This is a genomic window from Micromonospora sp. DT178 (assembly GCF_049841695.1).
Taxonomy (GTDB): Bacteria; Actinomycetota; Actinomycetes; order Mycobacteriales; family Micromonosporaceae; genus Micromonospora.
The window spans coordinates 1-16,850 of record NZ_JBNCKV010000030.1 but is presented as its reverse complement, the minus strand read 5'-3'; the positions used below and the strand labels follow the sequence as shown (position 1 = coordinate 16,850).

At 69.1% G+C, this 16,850-nt stretch carries 13 protein-coding genes and 2 pseudogenes; 6 read left to right on the top strand and 9 right to left on the bottom strand.

Features of this window, described 5'->3' with window-relative positions:
- Window positions 1–71: 71 nt before the first annotated feature.
- The 3 genes from ACLQ22_RS31225 to ACLQ22_RS31215 all read right to left on the bottom strand — a co-directional run bounded on the left by ACLQ22_RS31225 (window position 72) and on the right by ACLQ22_RS31215 (window position 2,305).
- Complete coding sequence (locus tag ACLQ22_RS31225) at window positions 72–218, bottom strand: hypothetical protein (protein ID WP_425695471.1); 147 nt, start codon at window positions 216–218, stop codon at window positions 72–74.
- Window positions 219–338: 120 nt separating this feature from the next.
- Entirely contained in the window at window positions 339–1,019 is a 681-nt protein-coding gene (locus ACLQ22_RS31220) for a hypothetical protein (RefSeq protein WP_425695470.1), read from the bottom strand.
- 146 nt (window positions 1,020–1,165) lie between these two features.
- Window positions 1,166–2,305: a hypothetical protein gene (locus tag ACLQ22_RS31215; RefSeq protein WP_425695469.1), complete on the bottom strand. Its 1,140-nt coding sequence runs from the start codon at window positions 2,303–2,305 to the stop codon at window positions 1,166–1,168.
- A 362-nt stretch (window positions 2,306–2,667) separates the two neighbouring features.
- On the opposite strand from ACLQ22_RS31215, the pseudogene ACLQ22_RS31210 reads away from it, so the two are divergent.
- A pseudogene (locus ACLQ22_RS31210) lies at window positions 2,668–2,925 on the top strand (TauD/TfdA dioxygenase family protein); the annotation flags it as partial.
- A 473-nt stretch (window positions 2,926–3,398) separates the two neighbouring features.
- Here ACLQ22_RS31210 and ACLQ22_RS31205 read toward each other — a convergent pair.
- On the bottom strand, window positions 3,399–5,234 hold the full coding sequence (locus ACLQ22_RS31205; RefSeq protein WP_425695468.1) for an AMP-dependent synthetase/ligase: 1,836 nt from the start codon (window positions 5,232–5,234) through the stop codon (window positions 3,399–3,401).
- A gap of 343 nt (window positions 5,235–5,577) precedes the next feature.
- Between ACLQ22_RS31205 and ACLQ22_RS31200 the strand changes: the two genes are divergently transcribed.
- Window positions 5,578–7,188, top strand: a complete 1,611-nt coding sequence (locus ACLQ22_RS31200; RefSeq protein ID WP_425695467.1) for a YbfB/YjiJ family MFS transporter — start codon at window positions 5,578–5,580, stop codon at window positions 7,186–7,188.
- A 465-nt stretch (window positions 7,189–7,653) separates the two neighbouring features.
- Here ACLQ22_RS31200 and ACLQ22_RS31195 read toward each other — a convergent pair.
- A pseudogene (locus ACLQ22_RS31195) lies at window positions 7,654–8,485 on the bottom strand (IS630 family transposase).
- A gap of 300 nt (window positions 8,486–8,785) precedes the next feature.
- Window positions 8,786–8,980 carry a hypothetical protein gene (locus ACLQ22_RS31190; RefSeq protein ID WP_425695466.1) on the bottom strand — a complete coding sequence of 65 codons (195 nt, stop codon included), beginning with the start codon at window positions 8,978–8,980 and terminating at the stop codon, window positions 8,786–8,788.
- A 236-nt stretch (window positions 8,981–9,216) separates the two neighbouring features.
- Between ACLQ22_RS31190 and ACLQ22_RS31185 the strand changes: the two genes are divergently transcribed.
- From ACLQ22_RS31185 to ACLQ22_RS31170, 4 genes are all read left to right on the top strand, one after another.
- Window positions 9,217–9,600 carry an SCP2 sterol-binding domain-containing protein gene (locus tag ACLQ22_RS31185; protein ID WP_425695465.1) on the top strand — a complete coding sequence of 128 codons (384 nt, stop codon included), beginning with the start codon at window positions 9,217–9,219 and terminating at the stop codon, window positions 9,598–9,600.
- On the top strand, window positions 9,597–11,681 hold the full coding sequence (locus tag ACLQ22_RS31180) for a glycogen debranching N-terminal domain-containing protein (protein WP_425695464.1): 2,085 nt from the start codon (window positions 9,597–9,599) through the stop codon (window positions 11,679–11,681). The genes ACLQ22_RS31185 and ACLQ22_RS31180 overlap by 4 nt, the downstream gene beginning before the upstream one ends.
- 837 nt (window positions 11,682–12,518) lie before the next feature.
- Complete coding sequence (locus tag ACLQ22_RS31175; protein ID WP_425695463.1) at window positions 12,519–13,031, top strand: FBP domain-containing protein; 513 nt, start codon at window positions 12,519–12,521, stop codon at window positions 13,029–13,031.
- The gene (locus tag ACLQ22_RS31170) at window positions 13,031–13,591 is read left to right on the top strand and encodes a TetR family transcriptional regulator (protein WP_425695462.1); all 561 of its coding nucleotides are present in this window, start codon (window positions 13,031–13,033) and stop codon (window positions 13,589–13,591) included. Before ACLQ22_RS31175 ends, ACLQ22_RS31170 begins: the two co-directional genes overlap by 1 nt.
- 315 nt (window positions 13,592–13,906) lie before the next feature.
- Here the strand turns inward: ACLQ22_RS31170 and ACLQ22_RS31165 are convergent, their stop codons facing one another.
- Genes ACLQ22_RS31165 through ACLQ22_RS31155 form a run of 3 tightly spaced genes read right to left on the bottom strand, consistent with a single transcriptional unit; the run spans window position 13,907 to window position 16,553 of the window.
- Window positions 13,907–14,566, bottom strand: a complete 660-nt coding sequence (locus ACLQ22_RS31165; RefSeq protein ID WP_425695461.1) for a response regulator — start codon at window positions 14,564–14,566, stop codon at window positions 13,907–13,909.
- Complete coding sequence (locus ACLQ22_RS31160; RefSeq protein WP_425695460.1) at window positions 14,563–15,720, bottom strand: sensor histidine kinase; 1,158 nt, start codon at window positions 15,718–15,720, stop codon at window positions 14,563–14,565. Before ACLQ22_RS31160 ends, ACLQ22_RS31165 begins: the two co-directional genes overlap by 4 nt.
- Entirely contained in the window at window positions 15,717–16,553 is an 837-nt protein-coding gene (locus ACLQ22_RS31155) for a CPBP family intramembrane glutamic endopeptidase (protein WP_425695459.1), read from the bottom strand. Before ACLQ22_RS31155 ends, ACLQ22_RS31160 begins: the two co-directional genes overlap by 4 nt.
- Window positions 16,554–16,850 lie beyond the last annotated feature (297 nt).

Sequence of the window (16,850 nt, the reverse complement as noted above, 5' to 3'; positions counted from 1 at the left end):
GTTGGGCGGCCCGCTTGTCGTCTCCCTCTCCGGCGCGTCGCAGCCGCACACGAGAGCTGCGATCATGAGCACTACCAGAGCTGGCATTGTTCGCATATCAACATATAATGCCGACGCTCTGCATCGTGCGTTGAAAAAGACGAAAACCACGACGCGCCCTGGGCCGCAAAGGCCTTCGCAGCGGCCCGGCCGATACCGCCCGACGCTCCGGTGACCACGACGACGGTCCTTGGTGCGCACGGCCGGCTGATTTTCTAGTATGCCCCGGTAACCCCTGATGCGTGTGCTGTGGCCCGCTGGCCGGGCGGCGCGGTGGCGGGCCCGGTCAGGTCCGTGGATCAGCGCAGCGCCCACCGGGGTGATGGGTTGCTGCGGGGTGGGACGAGCGGACGCTGTACCTGCGAGCGGGTGTTGCGGCTGGACCGGCCGGTCCGGAACGGCGATGACAGCCACATTGCGTGTGTGGTGGTGTGGCCGCCGACGCGGAAGGTGTCCCGGTGGGTGTAGCCGTGCCGTTGGAACAGGTCGCGGTCGGCTTCGGTGAAGACCTCGGCGTACGTGGGCAGGCTGAGCCTGTCCATCCAGCGCTGCGCTCCGGCGAGGACCGCCGCGGCGCGACCTGGGTCCGCCGGGTCGGGTGCGGCGAGCAGCGCCAGGTGGTTGTGCGCCTCGACCGGACGCCGGACGGCGAGGGCCTGGTCGAGTTGGAGGAACCTGTCCTGGTGCTCGCCGCACGCGTCGGCGAGCCGGTCGGCGTACCGGACTGGGGGCGGGATGGGTCGGTAGCGGTGGAACCAGATGGTGGCGGCCGTGCCGTCTGGGAGCAGGAAGGCCTCGCCGAAGAGCAGTGCGTGTTCGGTCCACATTCGGGCCACTGCGGCGAGCACGGCCGGTCGGCGTCGCTCGTCGGGAACGAGCCAGGCGCCGAGGGCGGTGGGGGAGAGGGCGTCGGTGACGAGATCGGCGATCAGATCGATGTCGCACCACCGGGCCCGGACGACGGGCATGGTCATTTTCATGTGTAACTCCTGGTCACCGTGCTGATGGGTATGGCGGGGAGGATGCCGGCGTCGGCGCGGGCCCGCCGCGGGCCGCCAAGGGCTGTCAGGCATACGGGTACGCGGAGGCCGCCATGCCGCGCGGACGGCATGAATCGGCCCGCCGGTCAGGCGGGCCGGGTGCCCGGGCGGGGCGAGTGGGACGAGATGGCGTCGCTGCCGGCCGGGTGGCAGCGGTACCCGGTCAGGCTGGGCGGCGTCCATGCCGAAGTGGGGGCGTCGCCGAGGTGGCCGTGGGCGGCGCCGGACGCGCCGACGCCGCTGGTGCCGGGGGCGGGCATGGTTGGCGTGGAATGGGCGTCGGGCCGGGGCGGGTGCGGCCCGTCCGATCGGGCGAGGCGCAGTGGGGACGACAGTTCTGTCGTCGAATGCCAGTGCGACGAGGCGCTCGTGGGGGCGGGTGCCGAGGTGGGCCAGGTCGGTTCGCCGACCGGTCCGGTGCCGGGCCCGGTGCAGCAGGCCGGGCCGGTCTGTGGCGGCGAGGGTAGCGGCGGCACCGGTAGCGGCGGCACCGGTAGCGGCGGCACCGGTAGCGGCGGCACCGGTAGCGCCGGCGCGGGTGGTGGCGTGGCTGGCGGGCTGGTGGGCGGGTCCAGGAGATCCGTCACCGGGTCGAGGGTTTCGAGCACGGGGTCCAGCGGCTCGAGCACCGGTTCCAGCTCTCGCCAGACGGGGGAGAGGATCGGGGCGAGTGCCTCAGTCGCCGGGCTGAAGGTGTCGGCCTGCACCGGGTCGGTGACTGGTCGTAGCGCCTCGCTCGCCGGGGTGAGCACCCCGGCCCGGAGCGGCTCCGTGACCGGACGGAGAACGTCACCCACCGGTGTCAGCGCCTCCCTGCCGCGGGGCCGGGTGGCCGGGCGGCGGGTGCCGTTGGCGGCGGGCTTCGGCGCGCCGACCTGGACGCGGTGGGCCGGCGGTGGGGTGATCTGGTTCGCTGGCCGGGTCGCGGGCCGGGCGGGCGGACGGCGCGGTGCCGGGTGGGGGTCGGCTGTGCTCGGCGGGGTGCCGGGGGTCGTCTCGTCGGTGGGGCCGTCCGGTGCCGGCGGTGTCGTCGTGTCGAAGATCGGGCGGAGGGCGCCGGTGAGGAGGTCGACCGCGGCGTTCACCGGCGCGGCCGGCGGACGGTCGGCGGCGTAGGCGGCTGCGGTGGTGGCGGCCTCCTGGGCGCCCCACGCCGCGACGACCCCGCCGAGCAGGAGACCGAGGCGCAGCGTGACTCGTGTCCACCGCCCGCCCCGTCGAGTCATCCCGGCACCCCAGCAATCGCCGATGATCAATGCCCGCACTCTACCGAATGTGGTCGACCGTGCACAGCATGTCGCTGATCGAAGTTGGGCGCGTCGCGGATCCGGCAGATTTGGACTCTTCGGCTGCCGGCTGCCGGGTGCCGCCGGGCCACGAGAGCGAGCACCGCCGAACGTCCGTCGTCGATGCGAATGACCCGCCCGACCCGGTGCACGCCGGTTTGCGGGCGACCCAACCTCGCCATCGCGGGTGGCGCATTGCGGGGTCATCTTCGGCGGCCGGTGGTCGAAATGGCGACCACATTAACCCTCCTAACCTATGGGGATGAGCGCCGTCACATGTGTGCTGACTCGGCGATCGCAGCCTCTTCGTCAATCCCGGCTTCACCTCACACATCGTGGGCGTCTCCGAGCACGAAAGCCGGGCAATCCTGGACCTGCTTTACGCCCATCTGACGAAGCCCGAGCACATCGTGCGGCACCGCTGGCAGCAGGGTGACGTGGCCATGTGGGACAACCGGAGCACCGCGCACTACGCCAACCGGGACTACGACAACCAGCGCCGCGTCATGCACCGGATCACGCTGCGCGGTGCCCTTCCGGTGGGGCCGACGCGACGGTGACTCGTGTCCTTGTCGACCGTGCTGACCATGCCGAACGGGCCGACGAGGCGGGCCAGGCAGGCGGTGATCCCGCCAATGGCCAGGGCCGATCTCCAGGACCTGGTGGCTGGCCGAATGTCGAGCATGTCCAGCTCCTGCCGGATGATCGGGTCGAGCAGTTCGCGTAGCCGGGCAGGGCGTAGCTGGACGTGCTGGATGGTCGCCATCTGGATCCTGCCGTGTGTCGATGCGGGCGGTTGGGCAGCCGGGCGGCCCGTCAGGGAGGCCCGCGGGTCAGCGGGCGGCCGAGGTGGTGGCCGCGTCACTGTGCGATGCGATGGTTTCCGGTACGACGGTGGTTTCCGTGGTCGGGTGCGGGGAGGCGGGATCGGCGCGGCGGCCGCAGCCGCCGAGGAGGCCGTGTACGTGGTCGCGAATTGGGTGTGCAGTGGTGTCCAGCGCGTTTGCCAAGCCCTTCTCCAAGAGGTGTGAAGTCAGTGGCCGCGGTAGAGGGCGTCGATGTCGGCGGCGTAGTGGGCTTCGACCGCCTCGCGCTTGATCTTCAGCGTGGGGGTGAGTTCCCCGTGGGTTTCGGTGAAGTCCCGGGGCAGGATGCGGAAAGTCTTGACCTGTTCTGCCCTGGACACTGCCTGGTTGGCCCGGTCGATCGCGGTCTGGATCTCATTACGCAGCTCTGGACTGTTACGCAGCTGGGCGACAGACACGTCGGGCTGCCCGTGCGCCGCCCGCCAATGCGGCCATGCCTGCGGGTCGATAGTGACCAGCGCGGCCACGTAGGGGCGGCCGTCACCGACGAGCATGCACTGGCTGATCAGGGGATGCGCGCGGATCTTCTCCTCGATGGGTGCGGGGGCGAGGTTCTTGCCCGCTGCGGTCACGATGATTTCCTTCTTGCGGCCGGTGATGCGTAGGAAGCCGTCGTCGTCAAGGGTGCCGAGGTCGCCGGTGCGCAACCACCCGTCGGTGAAGGCCGCTCGGGTGCCATCGGGGTTGTTCCAGTACCCGGGGAATACGACCTCGCCGTGCACGAGGACCTCCCGGTCGTCGGCGATGCGGATCTGCACCCCAGGTAGGGGGCGGCCAACGGTGCCGATCCGCATCGCCGAGGGCAGGTTCGCCGTCAACGCAGGTGAGGTTTCGGTCAGTCCGTACCCTTCCAGCACCGTGACGCCGGCCCCGCGGAAGAAGTGCCCCAGGTGCTCTCCTAGAGGCGCGCCGCCGACGATCGCCATCCGACACCGTCCGCCGAGGGCGGCGCGCAGTTTCCGGTATGCGAGGGCGTCGAACAACAGGTGTGCCAGCCGTAGCAGTGCTCCCGGGCCCCCCGGGCTGTCAGTGGCGCGGCTGTAACGCACCGCGACCTGGTCGGCGAGGCTGAACAGCCATCCCCGGTGCGCCTCGTCTGCCTTCTGCCGGGCCCGGTTGTACATCTTCTCGAACACCCGTGGCACTGCCAAGATGAACGTCGGCCGGAACCGGCCCAGCTGGTCGAGCACCCCGGTGATGTCGGCACTGTGCACCATCGTCGCGCGGTTCTGCACCATACCGACCTGGATCAGCCGAGCGAACGCGTGGGCCAGCGGCAGAAACAACACCGTCGACGCACCCGGATGCAACACCTCCGGCAGCACCGCGCTGGCGGTGCTGATGTCGCAGTAGATGTTGCGATGCGTCAACACGCAGCCCTTCGGCCGCCCGGTGGTGCCACTGGTGTACACGATCGTCGCGACATCACCGCCTGTCACGGCCCGCCGTCGAGCGTCGACCTGGGCGTCGTCGATGGTGCGACCCTGCCCCGCCAGTGCGATCAGGTCACCTGCGTCAATCCGCCACGCCTGGCGCAACGCCGGCAGGTAGTCGCGTAGGCCGGTGAGCATCGCCGCGTGTTCGGCGGTCTCCACGACACACCCCACCGCGCCCGAATCGGACAGGATCCATTTCAACTGCTCCGTGCTGGAGGTGTCGTACACCGGAACCGTCACCGCACCGATCGACCAGAGCGCGTAGTCGGCGAGGGTCCACTCGTAACGGGTGCGGCTCATCAACCCCACCCGGTCGCCATGACCGATCCCGGCGGCGATGAAGCCCCGCGCGAGCACGTGCACGTCGTCGCGGAACTGCTGGCATGTCACCGGCAGCGCCCCGCCTCGCCCCGAGCGGCGCGCCGGCCAGGACCGGGGATCTGGATCCGGGCGCACGAACTGGACCGCCTCCGGGGCCTCCCGGGCGTTGTCCCACACCACGTCGGCCAACACCGGGACCGTGGCGCCGGTGACCACCGACGCGACCGCCGCTTTCTGCACGCCCATCCCCCTCGCCCGTACCGTCACGCACGCTCCCCGCCCGGAGGCTATGCGGTGATGATGACGCGGGCGGCCGCCTCGACAACGTGATTGCCGAAACTGCCTCGCCACGCAAATACAGGCGGTAGCGAATCGAGGCGAACGTCGCAACGCCGCCCTCATCTGCCTCGCCGGCTGCCGCCCGTCCCTGATCGCCATGCCCCGCGACAGATTCCCTACCAGGCGACCAGCGGCATCAGTCACCGCTTTGACGAAACGGATAGAGACACCCCGTTGGCGCCGCCAAGGGATCTGCTGTCCCGTCGATCCGGCCACGTCGGCGGGCAGGTCGAGGGTCCAGCCGGGGTGGATGACGTTCGGGTTGCGCAGGGCCCGGCGCTGGTTCACCGCCCTGTTGACCAGCTACCTCCTGGAGGGCATCGGCTACATCATCGCCGGGACCTTCCTGGTCGCCGCCCTCCAACAGGGTGCACCCGGCTGGATCGGCAGCGGCGCCTGGATCGTGGTCGGCCTGGCCGCGCTGCCCTCTTGCGCCCTGCGGATGCGCCTGGCCCGGCGCATGTCCCGCCCGGCCCTGCTGACGATTTCCCTGTCCCTCCAGGCTGTCGGCATCGCCCTGCCCGCCCTGTCCGCCGGCAGCGTGCCCGCGCTCGCCGCCGCCGTCCTGTTCGGCGCCACCTTCATGGGTGTGAGCACCATGTCCCTCGCCATCGGCACCCATCTGCGCATCCCGCGAGCCATCGCCCTGCTCACCACCGGCTACAGGCCAGATCCTCGGCCCCCTGCTGGCCGCACCGCTGCTGCGGCACGGCTACCACTCTGCGCTCCTGCTCGGCGCCGCCCTGGTGCTCGCCGCCGCCTGCGCCGCGGCCGCCTGCTGCATACGGTTCCCCAACCACCTCACCCCCTGAACCTGGAGAATCACGCCATGCCCGGAGACCTGACCATCCTCGGCACCGACCTGCCCGTGTGGGCCGCCCCGATGGCCGGCGGGCCCAGCACCCCCGCCCTCGTCCAGGCCGCAGCCCAGGCCGGAGGACTCGGCTTCCTCGCCGGCGGCTACAAGACCACCGCCGACCTCGCCGCCCAGATCGCCCAAGTCCGGGCCAGCGGCGCGGTATTCGGCGTCAACCTCTTCGCCCCCAACCCTGTCCCCGTCACCCAGGACGCCTTCCGCGCCTACGCCCACGCACTTCAGCCGGAAGCCGACCGCTACGGCCTCACCCTCCCCACCGAGACCCTGACCGAGGACGACGACGCCTGGGCCGACAAGCTCAACCTGCTCCTCAAAGCCCCCGTACCGCTCGTGTCCTTTACCTTCGGGCTCTCCCGCCCGGACACTGTCCGGGCACTCCAGGACGCGGGCAGCCTTGTCGCCCAGACCGTCACCACGCCCAGCGAAGCCCTGGCCGCCGCAGAGACCGGCGCAGACCTGCTGATCGTCCAGGCCCCGGCCGCCGGCGGCCACTCCGCCACCCTCGTCCCCGACCGGCCACTCACCTCCATCGAACTGTCCGACCTGATCAGCGACGTACGGCACACCGTCCCGCTGCCCGTGATCGCCGCAGGAGGCATCGCCACCCCGGCCGACACCACCTCCGCCCTACGCGCTGGCGCCTACGCCGCCATGGTCGGCACCGTCCTCCTGCGCACCCACGAAAGCGGCGCGTCCGCACCCCACAAAACCGCCCTGGCCGACCCAGCGTTCACCGACACCACGGTTACCCGCGCCTTCACCGGCCGCCCGGCCCGCGCCCTGCGCAACCGCTTCACCGACACCTACGAACCGCTCGCGCCGCTCGGCTACCCCGCCCTCCACCACCTGACCAGCCCGCTGCGCAAGGCAGCCACCGCAGCGCACGACGCCGACCTGATCCACCTGTGGGCGGGCACCGGCTACCGCCAAGCCCGTGAAGAACCCGCCGCCCGGACCCTTACCCGCCTCGCTGCCCAGCGCTGACTCTCGGCCAGCTGCTTTACCCTCCGCGATTCCGGCCGGACCCTTGTCGGGGTTCCTCGCCTCTGGAGGCTTCGCGGCTTGCCCTAAGCAACGCTGAATACCGAGGGATTTCCGAACGGCCACTCGGCGCCGGAGTCCACATCACGTGATCCGGTTGCGCTACGACGGCTGGGTGGGCGAGGTGATCAACGGTGCCGGAACGAATCGCGGGCGGTCCGGGCGCATGGACCCTCATGTCCATGAGGTGTTCCTCGAACTCGGCCCCCAGGCCGCCACGACTCAGGGCTTCCCGCGTGACCGTCGGCTACGTCTCGACGGAAACGACGTAGCGATCAGGCTGGACCGCCTGGTGACGAGCCCAGAACGCCATCGACCAAGCTGGTGACCACACCGACGCTTGCCTTCTCGCGGCGGGCGGTGTCGTCGCACCAGCCGCGGGGCAGATACAACTCCCGGCCCTGCGGATCAGAAGGTTAGGGGTTTTAAGTAATTGCCCGCGCTGCCGCCCGGAACTGGCGTCGCTTCGTCCCGAAGAACAAGGCGACCACCATGCCGAAGCGGCGCAGCGTCCCCTCGCCCTCGCCGCCGAGGCTGACCTGCTCGAAAACCGGTAGGGCCATCGTGGGGTTCGTCCGGGCCTCGTACCGCTCGGCGCAGCAGGGCCGCAGTTGTAGGCCAGGGGGCCGCGATGTCGGGGGCACCGGTCCGGGCAGCCTTGAACGGGTAATCCGGGTGGCGGATCTTGGAGCCGGCGGCGAATGCGGATTTCGGTCGGGCTCGCTGGTTGCGCCAGCGGATGTAGTCGCCGATGGCAGCGTTTTGCTCGGCGTGGCTGCGGTGGTCGGTGCCGTTGAGGACGAAGTAGCGCACGGCGGCGAACTCGGCCTCGATCCGGTTCAGCCAGGACGCGTAGGTCGGCAGGAACACCAGCTCGACCTGATGCGCGGCGCACCAGGCGCGGACCTCGGGGTGTTTGTGGGGAGAAGTTGTCCAGGATCAGGTAGAGGCGCTGGTCGGGCCATCGGCGGCGCAGGGTCTTGAGGAAGGCCAGGAACTCGCGCCAGCGTTTGCGGTCGCGGATGCGGTAGTGCAAGCGCCCGGTGGCGAGGTCGGGGACGGCGATTATGTGTCGGACGCCTTGGCCGCGGGTGTAGGTAGCCCGCAGCCGTGCCGGCTGTCCCTGGGATCGCCAGGCCCGGCCGGGGCGGGGTTGCAGGTTCAGCGGCCCGAACTCGTCGACGCAGATCACCCGCCCGTGCGCGGGCGGGTGATCGTAGAGGTTCAGTATCCGGCGCATCTTCGTGGTGAAGTCGGGTCGGTGCTGGTCTTCCAGGTCTTGGTGGCCTGCCAGGACACCCCGCGTTCGTGCAGGATCCGTCGGAGGGTCTCGACGCTGATCGTCGTGACATAACCGGCGTCGATGAGGTAGTCGCGCAGCTTGGCAAGCGACCAGCAGGAGAACGTTTGCCGAGGAAGCGGGGGTCGCACCGGGCGATGACGCAGATCCAGTCGCGGGTCTGCTCAGCAATCCGTCTCGGTGCGCCCCCGCTCCATTTTGGGTCCAGCGCGTCGAACCCCCGCTCGTTGAACGCGTGGATCACGTCACGCACATAGTCTCGCTGGTCTTGAGCAGGCGAGCGAAGTCCGGGGCCGGCTGCCCCTGCGCGGACATCAGCACCACGATCGCCCGACGCAGCTTCACCGCGTCCTTCGCGGTCCGGGTAGTCCGCTGCCACCGCTGGCCCTCGGCCATCGACACCTGCCGGACAAACACTTCCGGGCGTCGACCCACCCGACACCACCTCCCATCAAGCACTGGGAGACAGCCTGCCTGACGGATCCTCAGAACCGACGGATTACACGATCAACGTTCAAAGACGAGGCACTAGCGCGAGATCTGGTGGCGTAGATGATCACTTCTGGCCTGACATCGAGGGCAGCAACTTCACCTGTTTCGGGCACCAGTCGTCGTGGCGTGAGTGATCCTGTACGCAGTGCGACCCACGGGTGAGTGGGAGGGAAGTTCTGATGACAGACTCGACCGCTGATTTCCTCGATCGGCTAGGCCAACACCGAGGCGCGCCGATCGCCGTCCCGATGAAGTCCCGGGGCACCATACGGCTGGACGTCGAAAGTGATGCGCGGACCGATTTCTGGTTCGTTACGCTGCGCAACGGAACGGCGCGGGTGTCGCGGCAAGACCGGCGGCCGGATCTGGTGATCCGCGGTCACCAGGCGTTCTTCGACCGGCTGGTTCGGGGTCAGGCGCAGCTCTATACGGCCCTGCTGCGCAACGAGATCAACGTCGAGGGCGACCTGGCGCTGTTCTCATCGTTTGAGCGGCTGCTACCGGGCCCCGCAGGCGCGCACCACCCGCGCGCCCTGGCGCGTGACGGAGAACAGGGATCATGAACGAGCGAGGCGTCAGCATCCTGAACGGCAACACGTTCGTGGTCAGCGACGAATGTGGCGACCTTCACCCCTCGCCGGTCTTTCCAACCGGGCTCTTCTCGTTCGATACGCGCTTTCTGTCAACCTGGGTACTGACCGTCGACGGCGAACGACTCAACGCCCTTTCCCGAGACGACCTGCAGTATTTCGAGACACGCTACTTTCTCGTGCCCGGTGCGCCGACCCACTACGTAGACGCGAAGATTTCGATCATTCGGCAGCAACAGATCGGTCGGGAGCTCACCGAACAGTTGACGATTCTTAACCACGACACCGAGGAACGCCGCATTATGCTGCGGGTGGAGATGGCCACCGACTTCGCCGACCTGTTTGAGATCAAGGACGTGCGACGGAAAACCGGGAGAGCTTCGACGAGTGTTGAGGATGGGCACCTGCGATTCCGTTACGAACGAGGTACCTTCGTGCGTGAGACGATCATTTCGAGCACGGAGCCGGCACGGGTCGACGAAAGGGGGATGACCTTCGAACTGCGGATCGAACCGCGTGGCAGGTGGAGCACCGAGCTGCATGTCTACCCGATCGTCCGAGGCGCGCGAGGCCTTGACATCCGAGCCAGCCTGGACGCCCACCGAGGGCGGGCGAAGCCGCAGCTGCGGCAGGATCTCGATGACTTTCTCGCCCGGACGCCACAGTTGGTGTGCGACTACGAGCCCCTTCAGCAGGCGTACGAGCGTAGCCTGGTCGACCTGGCCGCGATGCGATACCCACCGCTCGCGTTCCCCATGCGGTTGCCGGCCGCCGGGCTGCCCTGGTTCATGACCATCTTCGGTCGCGACAGCATTTTCATCAGCCTGCAGTCACTGCCGTTCGTGCCGGAACTGGCCTCGGCGGTGCTCCGCGACCTCGCCATGCAGCAGGGCAGTAAGCTGGACGACTTCCGCGATCAGGAACCCGGAAAGATCGCGCACGAGTTTCGCTACGGTGAATCGGCGGCGTTCGAGGAGCAGCCGCACTCTGCCTACTACGGATCCGCGGACTCCACCCCGCTGTACGTGATCCTACTCGACGAGTACGAGCGGTGGACCGGGGACGCCAAACTCGTACAACAGCTGGAGTTCGAGGCCCGCGCCGCGCTGCATTGGATCGATGAGTACGGCGACCTCCTAGGCAACGGATACATATCGTACCGGCGGCGGAACACCGCGAACGGCCTGGAAAACCAGTGCTGGAAAGACTCCTGGGATTCCATCTCCTACCGCGACGGCCGACTGCCCCGACTGCCCCGCGCCACCTGTGAGTTGCAGGGGTACGCCTACGACGCGAAGCTGCGCGGCGCTCGTCTGGCCCGCCTTTTCTGGAGCGATCCCGCCTACGCCGACCGATTGGAACAAGAGGCCGCCGACCTGAAACAGCGTTTCAACCGAGACTTTTGGATCGAAGACGGGGAATACTACGCGCTCGCCCTTGACGCCGACGGCAAACCAGTCGACGCCATGTCGTCCAACATGGGTCACCTGCTGTGGAGCGGAATCGTCGAACCGGCCCGAGCCCGGAAGGTGGCCAAGCACCTGCTTGGGCCGAGCATGTTTTCCGGATGGGGAGTACGCACACTGGCCGATAGCGCTGCGCGGTACAACCCGGTTGGCTACCACGTCGGCACCGTCTGGCCATTCGATAACTCGATCATCTCTTGGGGCCTTTGGCGCTACGGCTTCCGCAAAGAGGCTGGCCAAATCGCCGAAGCTATCATCGACGCAGCCCGGTACTTCAACGGGCGGTTACCTGAAGCCTTCGCCGGCTACGACCGAACGCTGACGAAATACCCCGTCGAATACCCCACCGCGTGTAGCCCACAAGGCTGGTCAGCCGGAGCGACCCTGCTGTTCCTCCGAACCATGCTCGGCCTCAACCCGCACGAAAGCCACCTCGCCGTCCAGCCCGCCCTGCCGGCCGCGATCGGCCGGATCGAATTGCTCGACATTCCCGGTAGGTGGGGGCTCGCTGACGCGTTCGGCCGTAGCCGGGCCGACAGCCGGCGTCGGGCGAGGACTCGACGTAAGGGACGGCAGCAAATGGCCTGACGACGGAGGCGGCGGCGAGGCACCGCTACAGATCTTGAAAGATCAGGTTGAGCCGGGGCCACGCAAACGCACTGGTCAGGACGGGCCGGCACGGACCCGCCGAAACAGCACAGCGACAACGGAGCGCCATCGGAGCACCAGATTCCAAGTTTTGGGAAGATCTGTCCCAAGGCGTAGAAGCGAGCAAGTCCGTGACCTGCGTTCCCGCTGGTCACGGCCTTGATCGTGAAGTGCGCCCGAAGGGACTCGAGCCCCTAACTTCTGATTCGTAGTCGGATCCACCCGGTGACTACCGCCGCGTCGGCGTCGACACTGAGGGCCGTTCGGTAGCGCTGACCAGTGCGGCGCTCTACGCGCTGCGGCGGCGCTGCCCCTTTCGCAGGCCGGGCTTCGCCGGCGGCTGGCCGGCTGGGCTCGCGATGCCCAGCGCACCACGGTGGTGAACCGGGAAGCCGCGGACGGACGGGGATACAGCGTGATCTCCCGCCGAATAGCGGTGGAGCGGATCGTGGTTCGGTTCGCCGGCCGATGACCGCGACGCCGAACGATGTGACCGCGAGGCGGGCGGTGGTGTCCGCCAACGATTGATGAGGCGGGGTCTGGGCGAGGCGGTATCGACCCGCTCGGTGAGTCCCCGCGTGCGTCGACCGGCCGTCTCCGGCCGTGCAGCCGGATCGGGTGTGCGGGCGGGCGCAGGGGCGACGAGGTTGGCTCCTACCGGGCGGGCAGGAAGTTCGGGCGGCGGGTCGCACCGAAAATCGTTAGACGGTCAACTTGTATCGGCTTACAATTTGTAACCGTGTACAGATTTGGCCAGGAGGTGACATCGTGCGGGCCATGAGCCGGGACGAGGTGCGGGGTGCGATCGCGAACCTGGACACGGTCGAGAGCAAGGTGCGTCTGCCGGCCTGGTTCGACGAGGTCGCGTGGGACAAGCTCGACTACCTCGGGTGGCGAGATCCCCGAGCGCCATTGCGCGCCTACCTGGTCACCGACATCGACGGCACGGCGTCGGGCGCAATGCTCCGCCAGAGTCCGAGCCGGGCTGAGCTCGGCGGGCGAGCGGTCATGTGCTCGCTGTGCCACTTCATGCGCCGCTTCAACGAGGTCGCCCTCTTCGCCGCGCCGCGCCCCTCTGCGGACAAGCGCCAGCGGCTGAGCACGCTCGGCATCCTCGTGTGCACCGACCTTGACTGCGTCACGAAGGTGCACAGCGCGCCCATTCTCGGGCCGCTCGACCCACCGGTCGACGAGATAATTCAGGCGCGCAGGGAGGGGCTGCGGGTGCGTACCGTCTCGTTCCTACGCTCGGTGTCGAGCACTCCGCGAACCGTACGAGGGAGGGGATAATGGCGTACCTGGCGCGTGCAGAGCGGCGCCGCTCGATCGTGGAGGCGGCGGCCGCCGTGGTCGAGCGCGACGGCCTGAGTGCGGTAACGGCCAGAATCGTGGCGGACGAGCTAGGCGGGTCGCAGGGCCAGATCCACCACCACTTCGCGTCGACCGACGAACTCGCCGGGGAGGCCTGGCGGCTCTATGCCGCGCGGCAGATCGATGAGTACAAGCACGAGGTCGACGGCCTCGAGGCGTACGACGCGCTCGTGCTCTTCTTCGCCGACCTCGTCAGTACCGACGGGGACGGGCACGCGCTTGCGCGGTGGGCCGAGGCGAACGCACACGCGCAGCAGCGTCCCCTCGTCGCGAGGAGCTATGTCGAGACGCTCATACGGCTGACCGACGTCCTCGCCTCGGTCTTGGCCGGGGACTCCGACGCCGCGCATGCGCGAACGGCCGCCTGGCGGATCCTCATGCTTGGGGTCGGGCTCGCCGGGCTCACCCGCATCACCGAGGACTCACCCGTACCGGCCCGTGACGTCATGCTGTCGGCGATCCGAGCAGAGACGGGCTGACGCTGACGAGAGCCTCATCCGCCCGGGTCGGAGTCGGTGCGTGGGGTGGCCGGGATGTCAATCCCGATCACAGTACTTGACTCTCGCTAGGGCTTTTCGCCCAGCCGGTTATCGCCGCGGCATGATGTCCACCGTGCTGCTGCGACTGGCTTACCAGGGCGTGGCAAACGCGTCCGCCATGCTGCGCCTGCTGCTGATGAGCGACCGGGCCAAGGACGTGGAGATCTGGATATCGAGCCGAACGCCTGGCCGACACTTCGCTCGCAAGCTCCCACACTCTGGATGCACGAACACCGCGAGGAGTAGCGGGCCGCCTCAGGTCACCAGGCCCCGGCGGTACGCGTACACCACGGCCTGCACCCGGTCGCGCAGGTCGAGCTTGGTGAGGATGCGGGACACGTACGTCTTGACCGTCTCCTGGCTGATCACCAGGGCCGCGGCGATCTCGCTGTTGGACAGGCCCTCCGCGATGAGCCGGAGCACCTCCAGCTCGCGCGGGGTCAGCGCGCCGCCGTTCGGGTCGCCCTCGGCCGGGCGGATGCGGGCCGCGTACCTGCCCACCAGCTGCCGGGTCACCTCCGGGGCCAGCAGCGCGGCGCCCGTCGCCACCGTGCGGATGCCGTGGAGCAGCTGCGCCGGTGGTGCGTCCTTGAGCAGGAAGCCGCTGGCGCCCGCACGCAGTGCCTCGTAGACGTACTCGTCGAGGTTGAACGTCGTCACCACGAGGACCTTCACCGGCTCGGGGACCCCGGCACCGGCCAGCAGGCGGGTCGCCTCGATGCCGTCGAGCACCGGCATCCGGACGTCCATCACCACCACGTCCGGCCGGAGCCGAACGGCCAGGTCGACCGCCGCGCGCCCGTCGCCGCACTCGCCGACGATCTCCATGTCGGGCTGGGCGCCGATGATCGTCGCGAATCCGGCCCGGATCAGCTCCTGGTCGTCGCAGACCAGCACCCGGACCGGCGCGGTCACCACGGGTTTCCAGCCGGGATCCGGGCCCGCACGAGGAAGCCGTCGCCGGTCTGCGCGCCCGCGCTGAAGTCGCCACCGAGGGCGGTGACCCGCTCGCGGAGCCCGGTGAGGCCGCGCCCGCTGCCGCCCGGGGACGCGCTGCCGGATCCGGGGCCGTCGGTGCTGATCTCCACGGTCGTCTCCCCTTTCCCGTGGTGGACGCGAACCCTGGTCCGGCTGCCGTGCGCGTACTTCAGCGCGTTCGTCAGCGCCTCCTGCACCACCCGGTACACCGCCTCCTCGGTGCTGCCGGTGGCCGCCACCGACGTGCCCTCCCGGACGAACTCGACCGGCTGCCCGGCCTGCCGGGATTGTTCGACGAGGGCGTCCAGGTCGCCGACGGACGGCGTACGCGGATCGCCTGTGCTGTGATCCGGGTTGAGCAGGTCGAGCAGTTGCCGCAGGTCGCCGATGGCCCGGCGGCCGGTGCCGGTGATCGCGGTCAAGGCTTGGTCCAGCTTGTCCGGGGTGCCCGTCAGGTAGCGCGCCGCCTCGGCCTGCACAACCATCGCCGTTACGTGGTGGGTGACGACGTCGTGCAGCTCCCGGGCGATGCGCGTGCGCTCCGCAGTACGGGTGGCCTCCTCGACATGGCGGCGGCGTTCCGCCTCGGCGGCCCGGTTCTGGCGCAGCCACGCCCCGATGCCCCACGCGAGCGCCAGCACCAGGTAGAAGGTGGTGAACCCCGCGACGCCCTCACCCGATCCGAGCCGGTCGAGGGAGATCGCCAGGGGCACGTACGCCGCCGAGGCGAGACCCGCGACGACCCAGCGGCGCCGCTCCAGGTGGGCGCCGGCGCTGATGAGCGCGATGGCAAGTCCCGTACCCGCGATGGTGTGGTAGCCGCGGAGCTGGTCGATCGCGAAGCCGAGCGACACGAGCGCGAGGCAGACGGCCGGCCACCGACGGCGTACGGCCAGCGGCAGGCACTCCAGGGCGACGACACCGACGGTCAGCGCGTCGTACGGGCGGTCCGGGAGGTCGCCGAGCTGCGTACCCTGCCGCTCCAGAGCCGGGACCACCGCCGCGAGGGCGAGGACCAGGGCGAACGGGAGATCCCGGACCGTGATCGGCCACTGCCGCCACAGATCCGGGAGCCTCCGGAGCTTGATCACTGGGCGACTGTAGCGGTTGCCGAGGCCTGCGCCACGCGGTGGCGGCGCGGGACGATGTGCCCGCGGCGCTTGGCCAGCCACAGGAACACCACGGTCAGCACCACGCCGGCCAGCACCGCGTACAGGCTGCCCTCCGGGCCGAAAGCGCCGCCGCTGAGCGCGACCGGCCCCGACGTCGAGGCCTCGAGCAGCCCCTTCGACTCGCCGTTGCCCGAGACCGCGACGCTGAAGATGCCGCCGGCGGCGAAATTCCAGCCGAAGTGCAGGCCGATCGGGACCCACAGGTTCCGGGTGGCGGCGTAACAGGCGGCCAGCATGAACCCGGCCTCGATGGCGATGGCGGTCGCCCCCCACAGGGTGGCGTCCGGGTTCACCAGGTGGATCGCGCCGAACACCACGCCGGTCAGGGCGAGAGCGATCCAGGTGCCCGTACGCTCCTCGATGATGCGGAACAGCACCCCCCGGAACAACAGCTCCTCGGTGACGGCGATGGCCGCCATGAACCCGAGCAGACCGAGCGCTCGCGTCGGCGAACCCCAGCCCTCGACGTGGTAACCGCCGAGGAACGCGATGTTGGCGATGACGGCCGCGAACATGGCGAAGCCGATGAGCGTCCCGCGGCCCAGCTTCCCGCCCCAACCGTCCCGGCCGAGCTCGGTCGGCTCACGGCGCTCGGTGCGCCGCACGACCCACCGGTAGACGACCACGCCCAGCACCGCCGTCACAGCGCCGATCACCAAGGTGAGGAGAGAATTGCCCTCGACGGCGGCGACGCTCTGCCCGCCGACGAGGGCGACGGCGGCGACGGCCAGAAGCTGTTTGACGAAGCGCATGATGACTCCTTCGCAGACCGCGACTGGAGCGCCGCGGACACAAAGAAACCTATGGAGTTCCGCCGCCACAATCGTCCCCGTGCGGTGGACACTTGCGGGTAGCTCGCACGGGGGACATGACCCTCTCCGGAGTCCGGAAACCGGTCGGACATGGCGAGATCCGCCGCCCGCCGCGCCCGTCCGGCCGTGGGACCTAGACGAGTAAGTCCGAAGCCGGGGTTAGCTTGATCTTTAACCTGCTGGGCGGTGGCATCGACCCCGGCTGATCATGGGGACAGCCCTTGATCGATCATTCCT

What these genes read in the sequence shown, in the direction of transcription:
- ACLQ22_RS31220 (WP_425695470.1), bottom strand. Translation starts at nt 1,019, where the DNA reads ATGAAAATGACCATGCCCGTCGTCCGGGCCCGGTGGTGCGACATCGAT.
- ACLQ22_RS31215 (WP_425695469.1), bottom strand. Translation starts at nt 2,305, where the DNA reads ATGACTCGACGGGGCGGGCGGTGGACACGAGTCACGCTGCGCCTCGGT.
- ACLQ22_RS31205 (WP_425695468.1), bottom strand. Translation starts at nt 5,234, where the DNA reads ATGGGCGTGCAGAAAGCGGCGGTCGCGTCGGTGGTCACCGGCGCCACG.
- ACLQ22_RS31200 (WP_425695467.1), top strand. Translation starts at nt 5,578, where the DNA reads ATGACGTTCGGGTTGCGCAGGGCCCGGCGCTGGTTCACCGCCCTGTTG.
- ACLQ22_RS31185 (WP_425695465.1), top strand. Translation starts at nt 9,217, where the DNA reads ATGACAGACTCGACCGCTGATTTCCTCGATCGGCTAGGCCAACACCGA.
- ACLQ22_RS31180 (WP_425695464.1), top strand. Translation starts at nt 9,597, where the DNA reads ATGAACGAGCGAGGCGTCAGCATCCTGAACGGCAACACGTTCGTGGTC.
- ACLQ22_RS31175 (WP_425695463.1), top strand. Translation starts at nt 12,519, where the DNA reads ATGAGCCGGGACGAGGTGCGGGGTGCGATCGCGAACCTGGACACGGTC.
- ACLQ22_RS31170 (WP_425695462.1), top strand. Translation starts at nt 13,031, where the DNA reads ATGGCGTACCTGGCGCGTGCAGAGCGGCGCCGCTCGATCGTGGAGGCG.
- ACLQ22_RS31155 (WP_425695459.1), bottom strand. Translation starts at nt 16,553, where the DNA reads ATGCGCTTCGTCAAACAGCTTCTGGCCGTCGCCGCCGTCGCCCTCGTC.